We start from the raw sequence: 22,190 nt of genomic DNA on the forward strand, positions 1-22,190 counted from the left end.
CACAATTTTAATTACAGTCTCCTCGAAACGGGATCATCGAAAACTATGATGCTGTCGGAGATTTTGTTATCATTCTCTGTTAGTTTTGTTATAAAGTAAATCAAGGCTATGGCAGTTTTTTCACCCTCGCTAAGATTAGGTGCATGCCCAATTTGGTTATCTCTGAGTATTTCGTATCCATTTTTTTCTTTATTAAATTGGAGAGATAATTCTGAACGACCAAGAAAACCGTGTAGATGCTTATTGAAAATATCTGCTGCTATGGTTTCATTTGATAACGAATCTTCAATGGATTTTATTTCTGCTTTTATTTCTTTTAGGTCATTATCATTTGTTTGCAAGTTTTTTGTTTCTGCATCGCGATTTGATATTTTTCTGAAATAATCGAAGCTATTTACCTCCGATGCTGCATAGTGTGACTCAAGTTTTGATTTTACCTTGTGAGTTTCTTCTTTGAAGTCTTTGCATTTTTTATTATGCATTTCTATTATTTTATTAATTTCGGTTGCGATTTGATTGAAGTTAATAAATAAGGAGTTAGGTATCTCAACGGCAAAGAGATCAATGTTGAAAGGGTTGGTTATTTTTTCATCTAATGTTTTCTCCCATTCATTGATGTAACTGTTTATTTTTTCAGCCTCATCTTTAAGGAGTGATGATTTTTCTTTTAGAAGATCTTTATGTTCGTCATAAATATCAATATCACTGTTGCTTGCTAACACAATGAAATGGCTTGTTAACCATGTTTTAGCTTTGTCTAGAGTTTCTGAAAACTTTCTGTATTCATCATTAAAATGTGCGTTTAATTCATCGATTCGTTCTTGTGAAATCTTGTTCCCGCAAAAATGACAGCTATCGCTACCTAGATTTAAATTCAATCCACTAAAAACCCAAGATTGTATATCTTGATTGTTTTTTAAGCTCTCAATAACTTTGTTTGTTACTGATTGTTTAAATAGTTCATTTAACCTATCTTGTGCTTTTTTAAGTAGAGAAGAGTCTACGCTCGGAGTTTTGGTTGTAATTGCCGGTTTTTGTGTGGGATTTGCTGCTTTAGTTAACCTTGCTACTTCATTTATATCTAGGATTGAATCTGCTTTTTTTATTAGATCAACATTTGACGTGATGAAGTTTTCAAGTTTTGTTCTATTATAGCTTAAAAATCTTGAGTCACTGGTATCAATAACTTGTAAACTTGTTTTAGTTCTCTTCGCTGCATCCGTTAGAAACTTTTGAAGTTCATCGGTAAGTTTATCATTCGCTGTTTTTCTTCTAACATACTCTTTTGTTTTTTTATCTAAAGATGTTCTCAATTCCTCTAATTTTTTCTTCTCTTCAATTTTTTCTTGAGCTATCAACAAAATACTTTTTACTGAGTTATTCCAGTCAATGTTTTTGTTTATAAAACTCTGATTGAATACTTTCAGATTTAAATTATTTGCGAAAATGTTATCTTTTGTTATCGTTCCTTGATCGAAGGTTTTTATAGAAAAGGTTGAATTAGGGTATCTAGTATTCTGGCGGTTTTCTATCTGCTCAAAAAGCGATGATAATGTTGATTTTCCGCTTCCATTCCAGCCGTATATTAAATTAAGCCTTCCAAAATCTTTTGCATCAGTCTTGATGTAATTTCTGAAAATTCCGTAGTCTCTAAGTAAGTCAATGCTTTGCACTATAGTAGTAACCCTGCGTGATTATATCTATGCCATTTTTTTCTCATACAGACTTTACGAATAAAAATACTCTATTATTTGTATGTGTTGCGATAGTTTTATGGTTCAACAATTTGATATATGCCAAAAAAACGTTATATCTTCGCAGTATCAAGGTCATTGTCCGTAAGTTTAGTAATAGCGATCTAACTTCCGCTACGGGTAACATCCTGCGAATGAAGCGCAACAAGAAAACGCGAAAAGAACCGCAACAGCCTGACTCTCTTTCTTGATCTAACGCGCTCAGAACGATTCTGGCGCATTTTTTTATTAAGGGTTGTAGATTTCATAGTGCGAAATTTGGAGATGCTCAAAACGCGTTTAGTGAAACTTGATGACCTACAATTGCACCCGCAGCCCTTCCACGCTTTCTGATGGTAGATTCATCACTGTTTTAATGCTGGTTCCAATGCTGCGAATAATGTCTTCGCGTGGGCCGCTGCGCCAGTCATCGCTTGCATAAAAATCATTGAGAACCGCAGCCATTTTTTCAGCGCTGTCAAAGGCGCGAATCAGGTAGTAGCAATCCGGGTCATGAAGCGAGTTGCCAAACGAAACAACGTCGATCCCGTGGCGTCGGTGTAGGGGAACGCTGATTTCCTGCATGATTGCGTGAAAAGCAGTTCCGGTGCCTTTACGTAAGGTGTATTGCAGTATTTCGACGGTTATCAAAAAGTTGTCTCCGTTAGTAGCTACTGGGCGGTTCCTTGTTGATAGAGATTAAAGTAAACCTGGCTGGCCTATGAAGCTACTACTAACCAGACAGCTATTCGTAAGCCGAAGCAGCAAAACCCCTCAGACGCGCAGGGAAGCTGTGTGGCGCGTTTTTTCTCAGGGGTAGTGAAATCATGGTGCAGAATTAGCGGAGCTGTCATAGAGTTGCTGGCGAAGCCAGTGGAAACAAGCGCGTAACCTTGCCACTGATGGAATATGCGGCAACGTGCTGAAAAATATCAACTAGCGGAGTATGGACATCTATGGCGACCTATCGACAAATTGCTGATGATGTTAAATCTCGAACAGGGAGATCAGTCAAAACATGCTGGATAGCGCATGTTAAGTCATTGCATGGACTAACCCGCCGCGTATCTCCGAACCGGATCAGCACCGAAAGCCGGGTTTACCCTTGTCCTAATAAGTGGGTAGCGGAGATTGAGCTATCACTGAGAAATCTGGGTGAGCTTTAACTTTTGTATCGAAAGCGCTTGTAAAGCCCCTTGCCGCGTTTTTATCCTGGGCAGTAGGTTTTTTATGGGGTGGTATTTGCGGCGCTCTCTCAGCACTTTTGGCATTAAGCATAATCGCCCACAATTCTTTGTATAAGGTTTTGTTTTTCAAACTCCGAAGTTTTTAACTGCTTCGCCAAGAAGGGGGATGTTAAAACCTAAGACTCTTCACTTTTCAGCGGTCATATCCCTGACAGCTTGTTGGTGAAGTTCGCGGCTCCGCTTCTCACTTCCGGTTTTCCCTGTTACCTGTTGTTGTGTGTAAACGTAGTTGGTTAGCGGCTGAATGTATTTAAGTTATTAGGTAGCAGCCCGTCCCCCCTGTAGATACGCGGATCAATGCTTCAAAATCCGCACACTTTTTTGGAATGGATATTCACGGGTGTAGGTGCCGCAATGCTGCTCTAACCCGGTTACTCAGTTCTTTGTCTGCTGTCAGGTGACTGCTCTCTGTCCGAGTTCGGCCTTTCTTGTCGCGTTGTCCTACAGTGCTGAACGAGTGAATGCCGCGTTCCGTCGTTGCATCTCTGTATGTGCGTATCCAGTTGATTGAAATGAGTCGGAACATATCCCCTTTTGCCATCTGTGCCGCAGCTATCGGACTGCGGAACGTGAAAAGACTGGAGAGCGTTTCAAACGGGAAGTGTTGCAGCCCGGAGAGAAGACCGAAGCCGTGTTGCTGTAGCGCGTCACCCTGTAATGTCGCCTCTATACGAGCACGTTGCAGACGAAGCGGCAGCGGCTGCTTCTTGTCGGTGCACTTGTGATAGCACTGCCATGAAATGGCGTCATCTTCGTTGCCAATCCGTAGGTTATAAGCCGGGTTTATACGATTGCCGGGCTTATCAAGAAATTGGTTACTGTTGTTTTCGCCGTTGTATTGGCGATGATTGGTGCCCGGAGCGAACAGGCTTGTTTGCATCCGATATGTGAGGGCGCGAGTTGCTTCAACTGACTGTTGTTTGTGCCAGAAGTCACAACTGATCTCTATCCCGGCAATAGTCGGTTCGGTTGTAAACGTGAACCGTCTGGCTAACGCATGGAGCGCAGCACGGAGCTGCTGATAGTTGTTCACCAGCTCGTCATGAAAGCGAATGCGGAATGTGTCAGTAACATCACCGGGCTGCATGTCGATTGCCTCAACCCACCAGCGATTAACGTTCGTTATCTCTCTCAGCGCTCTGCGGATGTGTTGGTGTTGTGTTGGGCGTTCAGTGCGAATCTCAACGTCGAGCCAGTCGATGACGGCGGTAGCCCTGAATTGCTTCAAGGCTGAATCCGCTGTTTGTTGATAGTTGTTCATTGCCAGCCTTTCAGCTCGTCGCTATTGGAGGGCGAACGCTCCAATGCCGCTTATCGGTGAGGTCAATGTCAACCTCAAGCATAGACAGCATGTGCGGCTTGGCGGGGGGAGGGCAAAGGCGTGAGACTTTTTCGACGAACTCACATACTTCACTAAATAGATAAACCGGGCGAGGGTGGCGAGTGGCGGAATACTTTCCGACAGGAAGTAAGAACTCACCGCAATAGCTAGCCCTCCCGCGCCGCATATCCGCTAATAAATCATCCCATGCCCTGACGTCGCCCAGCTTGACTCTCAAAAAGTAAGCCGTCTCACTTGCTGAAAGCGTTTTAACTTTCATTTTTTCCTCCTTAATCAACGTCTGGAGCGATCATGAGATGTAGCTGACCGCGTAGCTCGTTCTGGATGATCACGAATGGTGATCCGCCGTAGCTTTTATCTCTGTAGCCAGTCAGTAAGGTAAACGCCGCAAATGAGTTATCACGTGTGACGATGGTTGCGCCGTCTAGCTCGCTCTGAAGTTGCTCGTCATTTAACCGCCAATAGCCATTTCCGATAATTTTATGGCTGATATTGGCTTGAACTGGCCCAGCTTCCGCGAGGGTAAGAATCTGCTCGGTCATTAATTCTTCTACTACCGCGGCTCGGAGCAAAGCTGCCTTATTTGGTGAGTCAGGATTTGCTTTAAGCACCATCTTTGCCCAGCCTTTCCAATCAGTGCCTTGTTTCCCAGCCAGCATGTCAATTGCGGCCCAAGTGCTTTCATCAAGCTTCAACGAAGTACGATTTTCTCCAATTAACTTGGCTGTTCTAATTTTTGGTTCAGAGTTCACAACATCATCCTTATAGTTAGTAACGCAATGACATTATACCCAATGGAATTAATTTGCACAACATAGGAAACTAATTGCATCCTATATTGTTTGTGTATACATTGACCACACATTAAACGTTCGATTAGCTGCGAGGTCAGCGACATGGCAAAAGGCAAGTTCATCCCTTACTACCGCGTTTCCACTGCGAAGCAGGGTAAGAGCGGTTTAGGGTTGGCAGCTCAAAGGGAAGCTGTCTCTGCTTACATCAGAAGCACTACTGGGGAAGTTGTCGACGAGTTTGAAGAGATTGAGACAGGTAAAGGTTCAAATGCTCTAGAAAGACGTCCGCAACTGCGGGCAGCGCTGGCCGCGTGTAAGAAACAAGGTGCTACTTTGCTGATCGCTAAGCTTGACCGCCTGGCCCGCAACGTGCACTTTGTTACCGGACTAATTGAAACTGGGATTAATTTTGTGGCCGCCGATATGCCACAAGCTGACAAGGTGATGATCCAGATGCACGCGGTTATGTCTGAGCATGAACGCGACCAGATTAGCGCCCGGACAAAAGCAGCTCTCGCAGCCGCCAAAGCACGTGGTAAAGTTCTGGGGGTGGCGGGTAGTGCTAACCTCAAAAGTAACATTGAAGCCCGCCAACAAGCGGCAGAGAGCTTCGCAGAGAATATGCGGCCGTTAATCGAAAGCATGAAAGTGCGCGGACTATCGCAGCGCAAAATGGTTGAAACGCTAAATGCTTCACGGACACCAGCACCGAAAGGTGGTGAGTGGGGATTGTCGCAGCTCCAAAGGGTAATTTCACGGCTCGGCTGATATATTAATTTATTGTTAAGTAATGATTTTTTTTCGAAAAAACAGTAGGTATTTGTTGATTTAGAAACCAGTTGTCTAGATACATTGACCAATAGAATCAACATGGTTACGATTGTGTTGGGCCTCAGGACCCGCATTTCTGAGATGTATACGTCTCGGCTTGTAGTGCCTTTACCTTTGACGCTAACGCGTCGCGCCGCCACGGGTTACTCGCGGTTGTTGGGGTCCTGAGTTGCCCTCTCATACCAGAAGGAGCATGAGCCAGTGATGGATACATTTTTCCCTTTTAATACCTCGCCAAAATATAAGATAGAAAACAATAAAGAATTAGCTGCACTAATCGGTATTACTACTGCTAAGTTAACTTATTACGCCTATTATTTAAGTGATGATGATAAGTATCACTCATTCAAAATTCGCAAGCGAATTAACGGAGAAAGATTAATTGAAGCTCCAAATAGAGGGCTTAAAGATATCCAAAAAACAATTTCTCATTTTCTGGAGAGAAACTATACACCTCGTTCTTGCGTATTTGCGTATGTTAAAGAAAGAGGCATAGTTGAACATGCCTCAATTCACGTTGGGCAACGATGGCTACTACGCCTGGATTTAAAGGATTTCTTCCATTCAATAAGTTCGGCGCGAGTTTCAGGAGTGTTAAGACGCGCTCCATTTTGCTTTGCTAAATCCCCGGCAAATACTGTAGCACGTCTTTGCACAAAAGATGGGCGCTTACCACAAGGTTCACCAGCTAGTCCAGTGATTAGTAACATCATTTGCAAAGGATTAGATTATAAACTTAAGCAACTAGCTTCTTCAAACAAGTGTTACTACACTCGCTATGCCGATGATATATTTATCTCTAATAATGGAAGTGTATTCCCTTCGGCAATAGCAATAAGAGGCGACGATGGTAATGTAGAACTAAGTGAAGCAATAAAAAATATCATAATAAATTCTGGTTTTGAAGTGAATGCTGGTAAGACGACTCTTCGTAAAAAATCCGAGAGGCAACTTGTTACAGGGGTTATAGTTAACAAAAAAACCAATATACCGAAGGAGTATATAAAGTCTATCCGTGCAGGACTTTATGCGTGGGAGAAGTTTGGCTTGGACGCTGCTGAGGAATATTGGAAGAAAGAAATAGAAAGATCTAATAAATTTGATGATCAACCGCCACAAATGAGATTGGTAATACGCGGTAAAATAATCCATGTTGGTCATGTAAAAGGATATACTGATGCAACTTTCCTAACGCTTGTTAAGCGATTACAAACACTTGATAGCGAATTTAAAATTGATGAGCAGAAATTTCGGCGAGAGATAACCGACGAAATTCATATTTATACCGAAGGTGTGACTGATACAAAACATTTCCAAGCGGCGCTGAATGCATTTCAAAATCGTGGTGAATTCCTTGACTTGAAAATAATATTCAAAAACTCAAGCAAGCCTGGAAGCGCAAATCTTAAAACGCTGTGTGAAAATCTGCGAGAAACATCACAAAAACATCTCACTTTATGCATCTTTGATAGAGATGAAAGAAATATAGTAAATGAAATGAGTGGTTCTCCGGGTAATTACAGAGATCACGGTAATAACGTATTTAGTCTAATTATCCCTATTCCTGAATTTAGAAAAGGGAATGACTCAATATGTATTGAGCATCTGTATCAAGACTCGTTACTTTTTACTTGTGATAGCGAGGGAAGACGTTTGTATTTTAAGGATGAGTTCGATAACCTTAATTGTCATAAGACTGATCCTAATCTCTTCTGCCGGATTAACAAGAGTTCTCTTGTGTATGATGATAATGTGATTAATATCTCAGAGAGGAAAAATGTAGCATTACCTAAAAACAAATTTGCAGATTATGTTTGCAGCGGTCAACCACCTTTTAATAATGTCGATTATAGTGGTTTTCATGAGGTTTTCATACAAATACTTGAAATAGCCTCTACGTATAATAAGTAGGCTTTTAATGATAAATGAGCAATGGATAAGTAACTGGGAAGAATACTTTTAATTAAACTGTTTTTATTGTTTGTTACTATTAGTAAAGAAGAAAGCATCATTAAGATGCTTTCTTCAAAATTATTGGGAAGCATTATTCACTCAAATGACGCAGCGATAATTTCTCCGGTGTTAGCGTTGAAAATACAAAAGTATTGGAGTGGCGTTAATATTCCTAAACTGTTTATCGCTTTAGCCTGTTGACCGAAGATTTGTATAGTTCGTTTGGTCTGGTCGTGCCAAAGATATTTTTCAAAAATCTGTTGAGATGCGTTTTTCAGCCATATATGGTGAAATTCTGCTTTTTCATCAATTGCCTGCCTGCACTTTCTTACGGGGTTATAGTGCGCTTTCGCATAACATTCAGGGCTGTTATTTGAACATTGGACGTTCTGCTTAGTTAACGTCTGTTCCGCTCCTATAGCGGAAAAAGCGCTTACGCCAAGCATCATTGTGAGAGTTGCAAGAACGCCCCATGATATAGCACGTAGCGTGTTAATTTGCCGTTTCGACGTAACGTGAGCGACTACATTGTAACTTACCCAACCAAGCACGGCCCCCATTGCCATCGGTAATAAAAAGTATGATCCCGTCATGATTCCCTCGTTTTCCAAATTACATCTACCTGATAGAGATTGCTGGCTTAGCCCAGCCGATAATGATCATCATACTGGTTAGATTTGAAATGTCACCATTGGTGATCATTTTGAATCTTATGGGGCGAAAGGATGAAAGGTGTTGATGATGGTGATGGTGCTCACAAAGGAGGTCTTTAGATTCAAAATGTCTCAATTGGAGCGTGGCCTTGTAGAGGTCAAACTTGCACATTCAGGGCATGAAGAAATCTTTAAGAATCCTGTTTGGACAACGAGTAAAAGAGTTGCGTATCGCTACCGGAATGAGCCAGGAAGCTTTTGCTGATTTATGCGGGTTTGCGAGAAGCTATCTGAGTAGAATTGAACGTGGTGGCTCTAATGCGTCTCTTGATGCGATTGAGGTGCTGGCTGAGGCTTTAAGTGTTGAGCCTTGGCAGTTGTTGACGTTCGACTCATCCGAAGATAACGATCCGGAACTGTTGGTTCCATATGCTGCCGATGGCTCGTGCTTTCATCCCGGACTGGCAAGCACTCGCGATGGTTCTTTTGGCGTTGGTGATAAAGCGGCTCAAAAGCGTTTTGACTCATTTTCCGAAGCACTGGAGTATCTCCGTAGCATGGAGACGGCAAAATGGCGTAGGCCCAATGCCAGTGGCAACTGGGGTATAGTTTCAGCAGTGCGGTGGGATAAACTGAAATAATTGTGTTTTTTTTAAAAGGAATATTTTTATTATGGCTGGATTAAGGGTCTTTGTTTCCTCTACTTGCTATGATTTATCGCTTCTACGTTCGCAATTAAGAATTTTTATACAAAATCTTGGTTATGAACCTATGATGAGTGATTATAGTGATCTTCTCTATGACCCAAGACAGCATACTCATACTAGTTGTATTGATGAGGTTTCTTCCGCCGATGTTGTTGTTCTGATTATTGGGTCCCGTTTTGGTGGGAAAGTAGTTCCAGAAGCTTTAACAAAAGTAGATTTTGATTCTCTTCAAGAGCCAGGGAAAACAATAGAGTTTTTAAAAAAGAAAGAGAATATATCGATAACTCAGTTGGAAATTTTAAAAGCAATTGAGTCTGGGATTCCTATATTCACTTTTGTTGACAATGCAGTATGGCATGATCACTCTTTGTATGAGAGGAATAAAGATAAGGGTATCATTAAAGATATAATATTCCCATCCATTGAAAAAAATGAAACCGCAGTTTTTGTTTTTGAATTTATTAATTTCCTAAGGCAGAGAGCAAAAGGAAATAGCTTATTCCCATTTTCGAAAACTCAAGATATTGAAGAAACATTACGCAAACAATGGTCTTTCTTATTTCAACGGTTGATTCATGAGCAAAGAAGGAAAGCCATTGAAATTAAGAAGATTGATAGTCTTACAGAACAGTTCGAAGATTTGAAAACCGCAATTTTAACTTCAATTGGCTCTAGTAACGAGAGAGAAGTTGCTAGAGGTGTAGTCAAATATAGACGATTAATTGATTTTATGAAGGCATTGAGAATCGGAGATGATCAAATTTTTATCCGTTGTAAAGACTCATGGGATGTGCTTCTTAAAAATCATGCCGGTATAGAGAGAGTTGTTGATATAAGTAATTTATCACCAGAGTTAATTCAAAGCATTAAGGAAAGCTCATCTTATCATATGCGGGGGCGGACGTTCTTAATTAAAGCTGATGAAACTTACTTTGAGTTACGTTTTCCGATTGAATATATTAATAATCTTTCATTGGACTGGGAGGCATTTATTAAGTTGTCTGAAGATGTTAGAGCTATTATATTTGATGCGTTGGGTGATATGAGAACACCCTTAGGCATCATTAGATATATAAAAGAACCTTTTGGTAAGAAAACATCCGAATGGCAAGAAAACGGTGAATTGCTATCCGATAACGAGAGTTGATTTAGTTATAAATAATTTACAATGCCCTGTTTTTTTAAATAGGGCTAAAAGTAGGTGCGTTTCAGAGGTGTTATGGTTGCATTTTCTCCTTGATAAAGACAATTCAAATCTCTTAAAAACTATTAATAACATAAAGTTAATTTAACCATAGAAGAGTTGATTGATTATTCATGAGTCCTTTCGAAATATGAAAGCAGTTGCATTACCGGCTAGTGTTAAAGCGAACAGTAGTAAATGACCAGTGAGATCGAAACATTGACGGAAACTACGCATTTCCTAAAACTGTGATGCGTTTGCATGTAGTGAGTATTCCCTTTTAGAAAACAAAACATTTAATGGGAATAGTTCCGTTCACGTTGAAAAATCAGTTCTACATATCATCAAGAGTGTAGTGGTCAACAAAAACTGGCCACGGCTTTAGAGTTTTTCCAGAACAATCTTTCTGATTCATTCGGCGTCAAACCACCATTATATTGATGAGGTCTGAGCTGGCTGTAATATCCTGTGATGTAATTCGTTATTGCCGTGCTGGCTTGGCTAAAATTCGCGTAGCCATTATCCGGTACCCACTCTGTTTTCAGGCTTCTGAAGAACCGTTCCATTGGGCTGTTATCCCAGCAATTTCCCCGGCGACTCAGACTTTGCTTTATCTGATATCTCCACAGTAACTGCCTGAAATTCCTGCTGGTATAGTGACTGCCTTGATCCGAGTGATACAGTAAATTAGCCGGTTTTCCCCGTGCTTCCCAGGCCATCGACAGGGCTTTACCTGTCAGTGCTGAATCAGGGAAAAATGACATCGCCCAGCCAACCGGTTTACGGGAAAACAAATCGAGTACTACAGCCAGATAAGCCCAGCGTTTTCCCGTCCAGATATAAGTCACATCACCGCACCAGGCCTGATTAGGCTCGGTAACAGCAAACTGGCGATCCAGATAATTAGGGATCTCAATGTGTTCCTTAGACGCCTTCTTATAACGATGGCCAGGTTGCTGACAGCTGATAATATTGAGCGCTTTCATCAGCTTTGTTGCCCGCCCTCAGTGTCAGCATAGTTGTCACCCCCTCTGAAAATAAACGCGAGGGTGATGGAGTGACAAATGAAACGTATTTCCCCTGAACGAAAATCCGGAATACTGGCAAAACTGCTGCCGCCCTACAATATGACCGTGGCTGCTGTTGCACAGATGGAAGGAATATCCGAAGCTACCCTCTATAACTGGCGAAATCAGGCTAGATCAGAGGGAAAACCCGTGCCCAGAGCAGAGAAAACAACAGACCAGTGGTCAGCAGATGCGCGCTTTGCCGTGATAGTCGAAACCGCCACACTCAGTGAGGCAGAAATCGCGGAATACTGCCGTAAGAAAGGACTCTACCCGGAGCAACTTGTTCATTGGAAACAAGGTTTTATGCAGACTGAAAATCCCGATGATAAAGCAGCCCTCAAGCAGAGTCAGAAAGAAAACAAACAGCTAAAGAGAGAACTTCTCCGTAAAGAAAAAGCCCTTGCGGAGGCGGCAGCCATACTGGTATTGCGAAAAAAGCTCACAGACTACTACGGGGAAACCGACGGGGACGACTGACACCTGAAGGTGAGCGACAGCAGTTTATTCTCTGGATAAATGAAGCGGTAACCTCGGGAGCGCGACTGGCCATTGCCTGCCGTGAAGTCAACATCAGCCTGCGTACCTGGCGACGCTGGCAGTACTTTCCCCGTGACCGGCGAGCTGAGGCGGTAAGACCCGTGCCGTTTAATCGGCTGAGTCCGGAGGAAGAAAACCGGATACGGGGTGTCTGTCATGAACCGGAATATGCCAGCCTTCCCCCCTCACAAATCGTGCCGCGTCTGGCCGACAGGGGTATTTACCTGGCCAGTGAGTCAACATTCTATCGGGTGTTGCGTCGCTCAGGTGAAGTCCATCGCAGAGGACGTCAGGCACGGCAGCAGAAGGTATCAGCACCGACAACCTTTATAGCGTCTGGGCCTTGTCAGGTGTGGTCGTGGGACATCACCTGGCTACCCTCTGTAGTGCGTGGTCGCTGGTTTTATCTGTATATGATACTCGACCTGTACAGCCGAAAAATCACCGGTTATGAGGTGTATGAGACGGAAAGTGGTGAACAGGCAGCGGCACTGATGCAACGTAGCGTGATACGGGAAGGCTGCTGGCGTCAGCCCCTGGTGTTACATGCTGATAATGGTGCGGCGATGAAATCGCAGACGCTGCGGATGAAACTACATGAACTGAATATCACAGCGTCTCACAGCAGACCGCGAGTCAGTAATGATAATGCGTATGCAGAGTCGCTGTTCCGGACGCTGAAATATGTCCCACAGTGGCCGTCATCAGGGTTCCGAAGGCTGGAGGATGCCCGTCACTGGGTGAATCAATTTATCCGCTGGTATAACGAAGAGCATCGTCACAGTGGAATACGCTATGTGACGCCGGCAGAACGACATCGTGGTGAAGACAGAGCTCTGCTGACCCAGCGGGATGAACTGTATAGTCAGGCACAGAAAGCGCATCCTGAGCGCTGGTCAGGGAAGACAAGAAACTGGCAGCCGGAAGGCCCGGTAACGTTGAATCCGGAACGGGAAAAACAGGCGGCTTAAATTAACCAAGGGTGCCAACTACCTTGACACTTACCGCCCGCCAGCGGCTCAGTTTTATACCTTTGGTGGTGACCATCGCGGCAATGCTTCGCGCTCCTGCTGAGCCGTTACTTTCGCGATAAACTTCACGCACAAGGCTCAGTAATGCCACTCTCGTGGCGTCAGGCTTCCTGGGCTGCCGCCAGTATTTATAACTGCTGCGATGAACCCCAAACACGTTGCACACAACGGCAACAGGAAACCGCGCCCTGAGTTTCTCAACTAATGAGAATTGTTCAGGGAGTCTGACATCAAGAGCGCGGTAGCCTTTTTTAATATATCCCTTTCCATTTCAACGCGTTGAAGTCTTTTCTTTAGCTCACGTATTTCAATCTGCTCAGGTGTCATGGGTGAAGCAGTGGGTGATTTTCCCGCTCGCTCTTCTTTCAGTTGTCGAACCCATTTGTCCATCGTGGATTTGCCGACATTCATTGCCGTAGCAGCGGCGGCAACGGTGTAGTGCTGATCGAGTACAAGCTGGGCAGCTTCGAGGCGAAACTCGGGGCTAAAATTACGTCTGTTACGTCCGGTCATAATGTCACCTGTTTTGACTGTGAGGTGATGATATCACCTCTATTCAGGTGGCCAAATTCAGTGTGCCACTACAATGTTGCCATTGATGATTTTGGCACTGGGTACGCAGGGCTGTCATATCTTGAGCGGGTAAAAGCCAATAAGCTTAAAATCGACAAGTCCTTTGTTGGGAATGTTAGTGACCATTCACCGACTGATATTGTGCTGTCTCATATTGTCAGCATGGCGCACTGCCTTAATCTGCATATCGTTGCCGAAGGGATTGAGACTCCTGCCCAGGAAGCCTATCTGAAAAGCCTTGGCGTCGCTTATGCGCAGGGTTGACTGTATTCCAAAGCGCTAACGCAAGAAGCACTGATTACGTTTCTGGCGGAAAAAGGTGAAACCGCGTCGGATGAGTCGTAAAGTCACGATAAACACGGCTTCACTATTAAAAATGCACATAAAAGGGTAAAATATCGAAAATAGGGGAGTTACCTAATGATATTTATTACTTTTTTATTGTGAATTTTTCAGGAGTTTATCATGCAACAGTTACCTCATTGTCCAAAGTGCAGTTCTGAATATACCTGGCAAGAGGGCGAAATGCTTAACTGCCCTGAATGCGGAAATGAGTGGTCGGCGGCAGGCGATGCGCCAGCGCAGGATGACGGTTTAGTGGTGAAAGATGCCAACGGCAACCTGCTGGCGGATGGCGATACAGTAACGGTCATTAAAGACCTGAAAGTAAAAGGCAGTTCGACGCCGCTGAAAATCGGTACCCGCGTGAAAGGCATTCGTCTGGTCGAAGGCGATCACAATATTGATTGTAAAATCGACGGTTTCGGCCCGATGAAGCTGAAGTCCGAGTTTGTGAAGAAAAACTGATTCGGATGTGATAACGCGCGCGCCGGTCTTCTATTTGGTTGGCGCGCTGCATTTTTTCACCTCTGGCTGGTTTTTTCACATCAGACAATCCTTTACCATAGCCTGTATTGATTTCTTACCTGGCTATACGGATATCTGATGCGTCATTTGGTTCGTTTTCTCCCTCTGCTCGTTTTGCTCTCGGCCTGTAGCAGTCAGCCGGCCCCTCCTCCCGCAGAAGCGCCTTCAGGTAATCCTTTTAAAGGTGGCTTCCTGCTTGAACCCGCACACAATGTTCATCCGCTAGGCGGTGATTTTGCGACTAACCCGGCTACCGCGCGGTTTGTCGATAAAATGGTGCTGGAGCACGGCTTTAACCGCCAGCAACTACATGATGTGCTGGTTCAGGCGAAAAGTCTGGATTGGGTAATCCGTCTGATGGATAAACAAGCCCCGACATCGCGCCCGCCGTCAGGGCCGAACGGCGCCTGGAACCGCTACCGCAATCAGTTTATTACGCCAGACAACGTGCAGAACGGTGTGGCGTTCTGGAATCAATATCAGGATGCGTTACAGCGCGCCCAGAACATTTACGGCGTCCCACCTGAGATCATCGTTGGCATTATTGGCGTGGAAACCCGCTGGGGTAGAGTGATGGGGAAAACGCGCATCATTGATGCCCTGGCAACGCTGGCGTTTGATTACCCGCGACGTGCCGATTACTTTGCGGGCGAGCTAGAAACCTTCCTGTTGATGGCGCGTAAAGAAGGCAACGATCCGCTTAGCCTGCGCGGCTCTTACGCGGGCGCGATGGGCTATGGGCAGTTTATGCCGTCATCCTTCAAGAACTATGCGGTGGATTTCGACGGCAACGGACATACCAACCTGTGGGATCCGGTGGATGCGATTGGCAGCGTAGCCAATTATTTCAAAGCACACGGATGGGTGAAAGGCGCACCTGTCGCGGTGCAGGCAAACGGTCAGGCTCCGCTGCTCCCGAACGGTTTTAATACCCGCTACTCGCTCACGGAACTACAGGCTGCGGGTCTGACGCCACAGCATTCTCTGGCGGGATACAGTGAAGCCAGCCTGCTGCGACTGGATATCGGTACGGGATATCAATACTGGTACGGCTTGCCGAACTTCTACACCATCACGCGCTACAACCACAGCACGCACTACGCGATGGCCGTGTGGCAACTGGGTGAGGCTGTAGGCCGCGCTCGACAGAATCAGAGCTATTAAGCTTTTCCCTTTACAGGCTGTCTCTTCGTCATATTTTCAATGTAGACGCAGAGACAGTTTCGTGCGCCATAACGCTGCTATTCATATGCTATACCGTATACGCGCCCGACGCAGGGCGCTCAGTCGCCGCCGCCCTGCGAACCCAGGCTTCTGGCATAAATTATGCCGCTGCGCGGTGCCATCGGCATTCGTGACCGCTAACCGAGCCGCCAGTGACGCGTTCCCTACGCGGCACTGGCTTTCGCGACGTCCTGTCGCTCACTCGGCGGTCACGCCCACCGCTGCATAATTTTTTACGCCAGATAGCGACAACCCCATGAGCAGTCGCCGCATCGCATGCGATGCGAAATCTCACTTCGACTAACCCTCCCTTTGCCTCCAATTTTTCCTGAATCACCCTCAATACAATCCGCATAGACACCAGCAGCGACCTCATTGGACTATTCCTGCATAGGGGTTTTCTATGGTGCAGCAAACCGAGGCGATAAATGACGACGATGATGGTGGTGTTCCTGCTGGCTGGCGTGGTGAAAGGCGTGATTGGCCTGGGATTACCGACGATCGCGATGGGATTGTTAACGCTGGCGATGCCCGCAGCCAGCGCGGCCGGGCTCCTGATTGTTCCGTCGCTAGTGACGAACATCTGGCAGCTCGCCTGCGGCCCCGCTTTTCTCAGCCTGATTAAACGGTTTTGGACGCTGTTTGCCGGGATCATTATCGGGACGTTCTGGAATGGTTTGCCAGCGCTCACCTCGTCATCGTCATGGACGAGCGCGGCACTTGGCGGCATTTTGGTGGTTTACGGCCTGTGGGGAATCATGGCGACGACGTTGCCGCAGCCGGGCCGTCATGAAATCTGGCTGTCGCCGCTGGTGGGTTACATCACCGGAGCTATCACGGCGGCAACGGGCGTCTTCGTGATTCCCGCAGTGCCTTACCTGCAATGCCTGCGGCTCAATAAAAACGATCTGGTGCAGGCGCTGGGGCTGGCGTTTACCGTTTCTACGTTGGGGTTGGCGCTACAGCTGATGCAGGGGATTGGACTACAGGGCATCGATCTCTGGCAGTCGATGCTGGCGCTGATTCCCGCGCTGCTGGGCATGATGATGGGGCAACGCCTGCGCCACGCGATTAGCGAACCGGTTTTCCGGCGCTGCTTCTTCATCGGGCTGGTGGCGCTGGGCGGATACATGGCTGCACGCGGGCTGCTTTAAGCCGCATTCTCTTCTGTAATAAAAGCCACGAAATCCTGAACATAGCCGGGCAGTGCGGAAAACTGGCGGGCGCAGACCACCAGATTGCGTGTCGCCCAGTCGTCTGACAGCGGGATCGTGCGAATCGCCAGCCGTTCCATCATGCGCTGTGCGGCATGTCGCGGAAGAATGCCAATGCCGATACCGCTGTGAATCACCTGCGTGACGGCATCGAAGCTGGCAAGACGCACGCGGTAATTCAGGCGTTTTCCCAGCCTTTTGGCGTGCTCGTCGATGTGTTCCTGCAAGGCCGCGCCTTCGCTAAGCCCGATAAATTCGGCGTCGGCAATGGCGGAAAAGGTGAGCTGCTGTGCATCAGACCACATGCTGTCACGGGGAACCACAACGACCAGCTCGTCCTGACGGAACGGACGCGTTTCCAGCCCGTCGAGCGGCACGGAATCGGCGACAATACCAATATCGGCGGTTTGATTACGGATAGCGCTGACGATATCACGGCTGAGTTTTTCATTCACCGCGACGGATATCTGCGGGAAAATCACTAGATAGCGACCCAGTAGGGCAGGCAAATATTCATTCAGCGCCGCCGAGTTGCACAGCAGCGGAATATGGCCGCGCAGCCCTTTGCTGTACTGGTGTAGCTCGCTGCGCATATGTTCGACCTGACGCAGGATAATGTGGGCATGGTGCGCCAGCGAAAAGCCCGCGTCGGTGAGCGAGACACCTGCCTTTGAGCGCAGCAGCAGTGGTACGCCAAGTTCATCTTCCATTCCCCGGATTCGTTCGCTGGCAGCCTGCACGGTCAGGCTGGACGCCGCTGCGCCACCGGTAATGCTGCCTGCTTTCTGAATATTGAGAAACAGCCGGAGATCGGTTAAATCGAATCGCATAGGGGATCTGTCTCGGAGGAGCTGATACCCACTATTATGGTTGTGAGTCTGGGCGACGGCAATCGCCCAGCCTGCGGCTTACTGAAATTCCACTCGATTTCTGCCTTTTTCCTTGGCCTGATAGAGCGCGGCATCCGCGGCACCGTAGAGCGCATCAAAGCGGGTTTTCTGCGGTGCCCAACTGACGCCGAAGCTGGCAGTAACGCGCTGTTGTGGCAGCACGCTGAGCGGCATTCTGTTGAGATCCTGATGAAGACGGCTGGCGAGCGAGACGGCCTGCATGAGCGTATGCCCTTCCAGCAGGATGGTGAACTCTTCACCGCCGACGCGGCCAATGCTGCTCGTGGTATTCAGAATCTGTTGCACGCGTGAAACCAGATCGCAGATCACGGCATCTCCGGTAGGGTGACCATAGGTATCATTCACCTGCTTGAAATGATCGATATCCAGCACGATGAGCGCGGCCTGATTACGCTCCAGCGCGTGGTTAATGTGTTCAATAATCGCGCCACGGTTATACACGCTGGTTAGCGGATCGTGGCTGGCTTTGTACTCCAGCTCGACTGCCAACTGATTGAGCTGTGCGTTCAGACGGTTCAGCTCTTTCTCCGCCCGGTCGCTGCGTGAAATCAGGCGGTGCGACTCGCGTACCAGCCGCTGATAGTGGTCGGTTAACGCCAGCAGCGTGTCGCGATAGACTTCGGCTGGCCTTTCCTGCTGGTTAGCGATGTTGCGCGCGGCGAGCAGAATGTCGTATTCCGGTGTAAACAATTCAATTGTGCTCATGATTATCACTCAAAATTGTGCTGTGAAAGGTCAGGGCAGGGAAATCGATGTGAAGCTCTTCACCAAATTCTTCCGCAATGTCGTCGTCTTTGTCGTAATACCAATACAGTGCAATCGAGAGCGTCTGTTCAGCAGCCTGATTAAGCAGGTTGAATAAACTGAACAGCATCTTGGTGCTGGAGCTATTGAAATAAATCAGGGAGACGTGAATGTCGATGCTCGGCAGCGCTTCATCCGGCGGCATCGTTTCCGCGTAGGTTGTTAACGCGTGCAGATACGCCTGAATCTCGGTGAGCAGCGGGCGATAAAACGCCGCGGCATTCTCAGGGTAAGATTCGCCGGAAAGATAAAGACGGTGTGTGTCAAAGTGAAAATCAACCGTCGGGGTACAGGATGTCCCCGAAATATGGAGGTTGCTTAGGGTTGTTATATTTTTCATGTTAAATGATTGCCTTCAGATAAAACGTAGATAGCCCCGTTGATGCATCGGCCCGAAACGTAAACTGGAGTGGCTCACTGGCATCACGCGCGACGGTCAATAGCCCCATATCCGCGCCTTTGCTTGATGACGGGGTTTCATCACGCAGAGAGACTTTGTAGGCGAGTCGGATTTCATCAAGCGTCATACCGCGCAGTGGCTCAAGACGCCCTCGCAGCGTCTCGACATCGTCGGGGTGTATCGGGTTGGCACACAACAGGAAGTATTTCCCATTTTCGTAACCCAAACACACGGAGCCATGACGGACTTCGACGGGCTGATCGAGAGCCGTTAACGGTGCAGCGGAATAGCGAGTAATGTTCTGCACCATTTCGACGAACGTAGAAAACAGTCGGCGACGGATGCCGGCAGGAAGCTGTTTTTTCTCCAACTGTAGCCGCATGGTTTCGGCCAGTGAACTGATGATGTTTTGTGAAAAATAGCCCACGTAATACAGCGTAATGTCATGCTGGTGTGAGGGTGAAAAAAATTCGGTGTATTTGATGTTTGGCATCATTCTGTCTGCCTGATTAAACAAAAGTCGAACAATGTCGGAAGCCCCAAAATGTTAAATCGTCTCGTCGGGTCTGATCGCCCTGGTAGATCTTGTGTGTCGACAGGAGCTGGTTAGCCAGTTCGCGCATCGGCTGGTGTTGATGGTGTCGGAGGTACTCCTGTAGGCGACGTTTACCAAACATAATCCGGCGTTCTCCGCCAATTTGATCCGTCAATCCATCCGTGGTGGTGAAAAACATATCGTTATCATGAAGCGGTAATTCATAGCTTGACCACTGGTAGTCATAAGGCGTTTCGGTATAGCCGACGCCCATACGATCGCATTGGAGTGGTGTCAACTGTCCTGTCTGGCGTTGCAACATGAACGCGGGCATTCGCGCACTGGAAAACGTCAGCGTGTTTCGCGTCATATCGCAGAACACCAGCATCGCGTCGCAGCCGTCGTTAGAGGTAGCAAGCTGACGCATTTCGTCACGCTGCCCCAGCGTATCTTTGATATGACGGTTGATTGCCTGTAATAACTGCGCCGGCAGCATCGGACCGTGCTGTGTCAGCGCCTGTTCCAGTGCAGAAGAGAAAATCAGGGTCATGAATGCGCCGGGTACGCCGTGTCCGGTACAGTCCGCGACGGCGGCAAGCCAGCCGTTCTGATAGGTTTTAAAGGCATAACAGTCGCCGCCCACACAGTCTCGCGGTTCCCAGGCTAAACACCAGTCGGCCAGCGTGCGGGACATCGCCTGTGTTGATGTCGCCAGCATCGCTGTCTGAATCACGCTGGCATATTCGATGCTCTGCATAATCTGCTGATGCTGGCGTAGGTGCATATCGGAGACGGCCTTGATCAGATCGATGCCTAATCCGATACCGATATAACGCCCGTTCTCGGTGATCATAAAGCCATCCGTCAGCGATTTATCACCGGTAATCACCGTTTGATCCGCGACGTCGTTCAATGACGCCAGCGCATCGACAATCAGCGGATTTTTATCCATAAACGCGATGCAGCTCTTTTTGTCGTACAGTTCGCGATAAAAAGGCCGGGACATCTGCGAGAGAAAAATATGGCGGTTGATTAAGCCGAAAGGGCGTCCATCCTCCACCACAGGCAGACTGACCCACTCTTTATTCTTACTGAATAACTGCAATACGGTGGCGTTGTCGGTGTTAGGAGAAACGTCCGGCAGAGGAATGCAAAGATCTCGCGCCACGGGTGTACCCCGCAGGAGTGGTCGGGCGCAAGGAACGGGCATGGCGGTCATGGTTAATCTTTGGGCGTATTTATCTTTAAGTCAAAATACCCGCCCTTGATGACCAAATGATGACAGCCCGTTTTTAGTAAGGTTATTGCGTGCTCAACACGTTGGCCATGATCTGATTTTGCCAGTCGAAATAGGGGTTAAAGGTCAGGCGCACATGAGTTTTGCCATTTTCCACGTATCCCCAGTCGGAATACCACAGCGTGCTGCGATCCTGACAGGTTTTCAGGTCGTTCAGGGGTTGTCCGTTGGCGCAGATGACGATTGCCCCTGTTTTGCCGTATTCCTTATTGTCTGGCGAAAACAGGAGCGACATGTGCGAGAACTGGCTGATTCGCCAGTCGGGCAGTGAGCCTGTCCGCACCAACACGCGCGAAGAATGGATACCGGCAGGGCGATCGCCATACCAGATCAGGCGGCTGTGCGGGTTGGTAAACTGCTTATCGAATTCGTTGACAACATAAGCCGTATCAACGACGGAATCATGCTCTGCCAGCACGATTAACACCGGCTTGTCATAAGGCCTTTTGGCGAGCTGTGAGCGCACACTGCTGCTGGAATAATAATATTGGGCGAAGCCGTTGGTCGGCACTCGCATATAGCGGGTTGCCAACTGCTGGGGGTAGCCGGGGCGCGGCGGCATCAGCCAGTCGGTAAACACGGAGAGCACCGGGGCCATGAAGTCGTATTTTTCGTTGGATTTAATTGCGGGGGAGAACAGCACCAGCCCTTTGATTTCAGGGTGCTGTAAGGCGTATTCCAGAACCAGATTACCGCCGGTGGAAAAGCCGCCCAGATAAACCTCATCAACCTCTTTACTGAGGATGGCAGCCTGCTCGGCAACCACGTTGCGCCAGTCATCGACGGTGACGTGCAGCAGGTCGGAGGGGTGGGTGCCATGACCCGGTAGCAACACGGTTCTGACCAGAAAGCCTTGTTCGACCAATTGCGGAGTGATGTCAGTGAATGAACCGGGTGAGTCACCCAGCCCGTGCACCAGCAAAATGGCTTTATGCGGTTGGCTGGTGGGGCGGGTTTCACTGGGCGTATTCCAACGTAATTCCAGCTGTTTATCCGTGGTCTGGAAGGCGCGATGCTGTTCTACCCAGCGCGTGGTGTCTTGCTGGTAACGCTCGAATGACGTTTGTCCTAATGGCGTGATGTCGCGCGGGCTGCTATTGCATCCCACCATGAAAAGTACGCCGATGAGGGCGAACAAACCTGCCACTCCCCGTTGCCAGCCTGTCCACGAAACGAACCGGAATACGTCTATTGTCATTTGTGCTCCTTGCCTGCTGGCAACATCAACCTGATCGCTAACTGGATATGGCGTTTCGACAACACTATATCTGAAATTATTTATCA

General features: G+C 47.3%; 21 protein-coding genes and 2 pseudogenes. 9 read left to right on the forward strand and 14 right to left on the reverse strand.

What is annotated here, in order from left to right:
• Positions 1–11: 11 nt before the first annotated feature.
• The 5 genes from JFY74_05885 to JFY74_05905 form a co-directional block, all read right to left on the reverse strand.
• Positions 12–1,676: an AAA family ATPase gene (locus JFY74_05885; protein QQG30461.1), complete on the reverse strand. Its 1,665-nt coding sequence runs from the start codon at positions 1,674–1,676 to the stop codon at positions 12–14.
• Between the two features lie 375 nt (positions 1,677–2,051).
• Positions 2,052–2,384 carry an NIPSNAP family protein gene (locus tag JFY74_05890; protein ID QQG29572.1) on the reverse strand — a complete coding sequence of 111 codons (333 nt, stop codon included), beginning with the start codon at positions 2,382–2,384 and terminating at the stop codon, positions 2,052–2,054.
• 930 nt (positions 2,385–3,314) lie between these two features.
• Complete coding sequence (locus JFY74_05895) at positions 3,315–4,241, reverse strand: hypothetical protein (GenBank protein ID QQG29573.1); 927 nt, start codon at positions 4,239–4,241, stop codon at positions 3,315–3,317.
• 10 nt (positions 4,242–4,251) lie between these two features.
• Entirely contained in the window at positions 4,252–4,581 is a 330-nt protein-coding gene (locus JFY74_05900; GenBank protein ID QQG29574.1) for a hypothetical protein, read from the reverse strand.
• A 10-nt stretch (positions 4,582–4,591) separates the two neighbouring features.
• Positions 4,592–4,864, reverse strand: coding sequence for a hypothetical protein (locus JFY74_05905; GenBank protein QQG30462.1), 273 nt, complete (start codon positions 4,862–4,864; stop codon positions 4,592–4,594).
• 354 nt (positions 4,865–5,218) lie between these two features.
• Between JFY74_05905 and JFY74_05910 the strand changes: the two genes are divergently transcribed.
• Positions 5,219–5,884, forward strand: a complete 666-nt coding sequence (locus JFY74_05910) for a recombinase family protein (protein ID QQG29575.1) — start codon at positions 5,219–5,221, stop codon at positions 5,882–5,884.
• A 264-nt stretch (positions 5,885–6,148) separates the two neighbouring features.
• On the forward strand, positions 6,149–7,858 hold the full coding sequence (locus JFY74_05915) for an RNA-directed DNA polymerase (protein QQG29576.1): 1,710 nt from the start codon (positions 6,149–6,151) through the stop codon (positions 7,856–7,858).
• A 137-nt stretch (positions 7,859–7,995) separates the two neighbouring features.
• Here the strand turns inward: JFY74_05915 and JFY74_05920 are convergent, their stop codons facing one another.
• Positions 7,996–8,493: a hypothetical protein gene (locus JFY74_05920; protein QQG29577.1), complete on the reverse strand. Its 498-nt coding sequence runs from the start codon at positions 8,491–8,493 to the stop codon at positions 7,996–7,998.
• Positions 8,494–8,732: 239 nt separating this feature from the next.
• Between JFY74_05920 and JFY74_05925 the strand changes: the two genes are divergently transcribed.
• Positions 8,733–9,194 (forward strand): helix-turn-helix transcriptional regulator, encoded by a 462-nt coding sequence (locus JFY74_05925; protein ID QQG29578.1) that lies wholly within the window; start codon positions 8,733–8,735, stop codon positions 9,192–9,194.
• A 31-nt stretch (positions 9,195–9,225) separates the two neighbouring features.
• Positions 9,226–10,407 (forward strand): DUF4062 domain-containing protein, encoded by a 1,182-nt coding sequence (locus tag JFY74_05930; GenBank protein QQG29579.1) that lies wholly within the window; start codon positions 9,226–9,228, stop codon positions 10,405–10,407.
• A 395-nt stretch (positions 10,408–10,802) separates the two neighbouring features.
• Here the strand turns inward: JFY74_05930 and JFY74_05935 are convergent.
• Positions 10,803–11,444: pseudogene (locus JFY74_05935) on the reverse strand (IS3 family transposase).
• Between the two features lie 63 nt (positions 11,445–11,507).
• Here JFY74_05935 and JFY74_05940 point away from each other — a divergent pair.
• A protein-coding gene (locus JFY74_05940; GenBank protein QQG29580.1) for an IS3 family transposase occupies positions 11,508–13,021 on the forward strand; the annotation gives its coding sequence in 2 pieces (ribosomal slippage) (positions 11,508–11,955 and positions 11,955–13,021; 1,515 coding nt in all).
• Positions 13,022–13,282: 261 nt separating this feature from the next.
• Here JFY74_05940 and JFY74_05945 read toward each other — a convergent pair.
• Positions 13,283–13,594 carry an IS3 family transposase gene (locus JFY74_05945; protein ID QQG29581.1) on the reverse strand — a complete coding sequence of 104 codons (312 nt, stop codon included), beginning with the start codon at positions 13,592–13,594 and terminating at the stop codon, positions 13,283–13,285.
• A 72-nt stretch (positions 13,595–13,666) separates the two neighbouring features.
• Between JFY74_05945 and JFY74_05950 the strand changes: the two are divergent.
• The 4 genes and pseudogenes from JFY74_05950 to JFY74_05965 all read left to right on the forward strand — a co-directional run bounded on the left by JFY74_05950 (position 13,667) and on the right by JFY74_05965 (position 16,899).
• A pseudogene (locus JFY74_05950) lies at positions 13,667–13,999 on the forward strand (EAL domain-containing protein).
• Positions 14,000–14,119: 120 nt separating this feature from the next.
• Positions 14,120–14,461 (forward strand): alkylphosphonate utilization protein, encoded by a 342-nt coding sequence (locus tag JFY74_05955; GenBank protein QQG29582.1) that lies wholly within the window; start codon positions 14,120–14,122, stop codon positions 14,459–14,461.
• 138 nt (positions 14,462–14,599) lie between these two features.
• Positions 14,600–15,685, forward strand: coding sequence for a lytic murein transglycosylase B (mltB, locus tag JFY74_05960; GenBank protein ID QQG29583.1), 1,086 nt, complete (start codon positions 14,600–14,602; stop codon positions 15,683–15,685).
• 488 nt (positions 15,686–16,173) lie between these two features.
• Entirely contained in the window at positions 16,174–16,899 is a 726-nt protein-coding gene (locus tag JFY74_05965) for a sulfite exporter TauE/SafE family protein (GenBank protein QQG29584.1), read from the forward strand.
• Here the strand turns inward: JFY74_05965 and JFY74_05970 are convergent.
• From JFY74_05970 to JFY74_05995, 6 genes are all read right to left on the reverse strand, one after another.
• Entirely contained in the window at positions 16,896–17,789 is an 894-nt protein-coding gene (locus JFY74_05970) for a LysR family transcriptional regulator (GenBank protein ID QQG29585.1), read from the reverse strand. The two genes, JFY74_05965 and JFY74_05970, sit on opposite strands and share 4 nt — an antisense overlap.
• Positions 17,790–17,867: 78 nt before the next feature.
• The gene (locus tag JFY74_05975; GenBank protein QQG29586.1) at positions 17,868–18,575 is read right to left on the reverse strand and encodes a GGDEF domain-containing protein; all 708 of its coding nucleotides are present in this window, start codon (positions 18,573–18,575) and stop codon (positions 17,868–17,870) included.
• Positions 18,562–19,014: a DUF1987 domain-containing protein gene (locus JFY74_05980; protein ID QQG29587.1), complete on the reverse strand. Its 453-nt coding sequence runs from the start codon at positions 19,012–19,014 to the stop codon at positions 18,562–18,564. Before JFY74_05980 ends, JFY74_05975 begins: the two co-directional genes overlap by 14 nt.
• Position 19,015: 1 nt before the next feature.
• On the reverse strand, positions 19,016–19,570 hold the full coding sequence (locus JFY74_05985) for a hypothetical protein (GenBank protein ID QQG29588.1): 555 nt from the start codon (positions 19,568–19,570) through the stop codon (positions 19,016–19,018).
• 13 nt (positions 19,571–19,583) lie between these two features.
• Positions 19,584–20,828, reverse strand: a complete 1,245-nt coding sequence (locus JFY74_05990; protein ID QQG29589.1) for a SpoIIE family protein phosphatase — start codon at positions 20,826–20,828, stop codon at positions 19,584–19,586.
• 82 nt (positions 20,829–20,910) lie between these two features.
• Positions 20,911–22,104, reverse strand: a complete 1,194-nt coding sequence (locus JFY74_05995; protein ID QQG29590.1) for an alpha/beta fold hydrolase — start codon at positions 22,102–22,104, stop codon at positions 20,911–20,913.
• Between the last annotated feature and the right edge of the window lie 86 nt (positions 22,105–22,190).

It is taken from the genome of Pectobacterium carotovorum (assembly GCA_016415585.1).
GTDB lineage: Bacteria > Pseudomonadota > Gammaproteobacteria > Enterobacterales > Enterobacteriaceae > Pectobacterium > Pectobacterium carotovorum_K.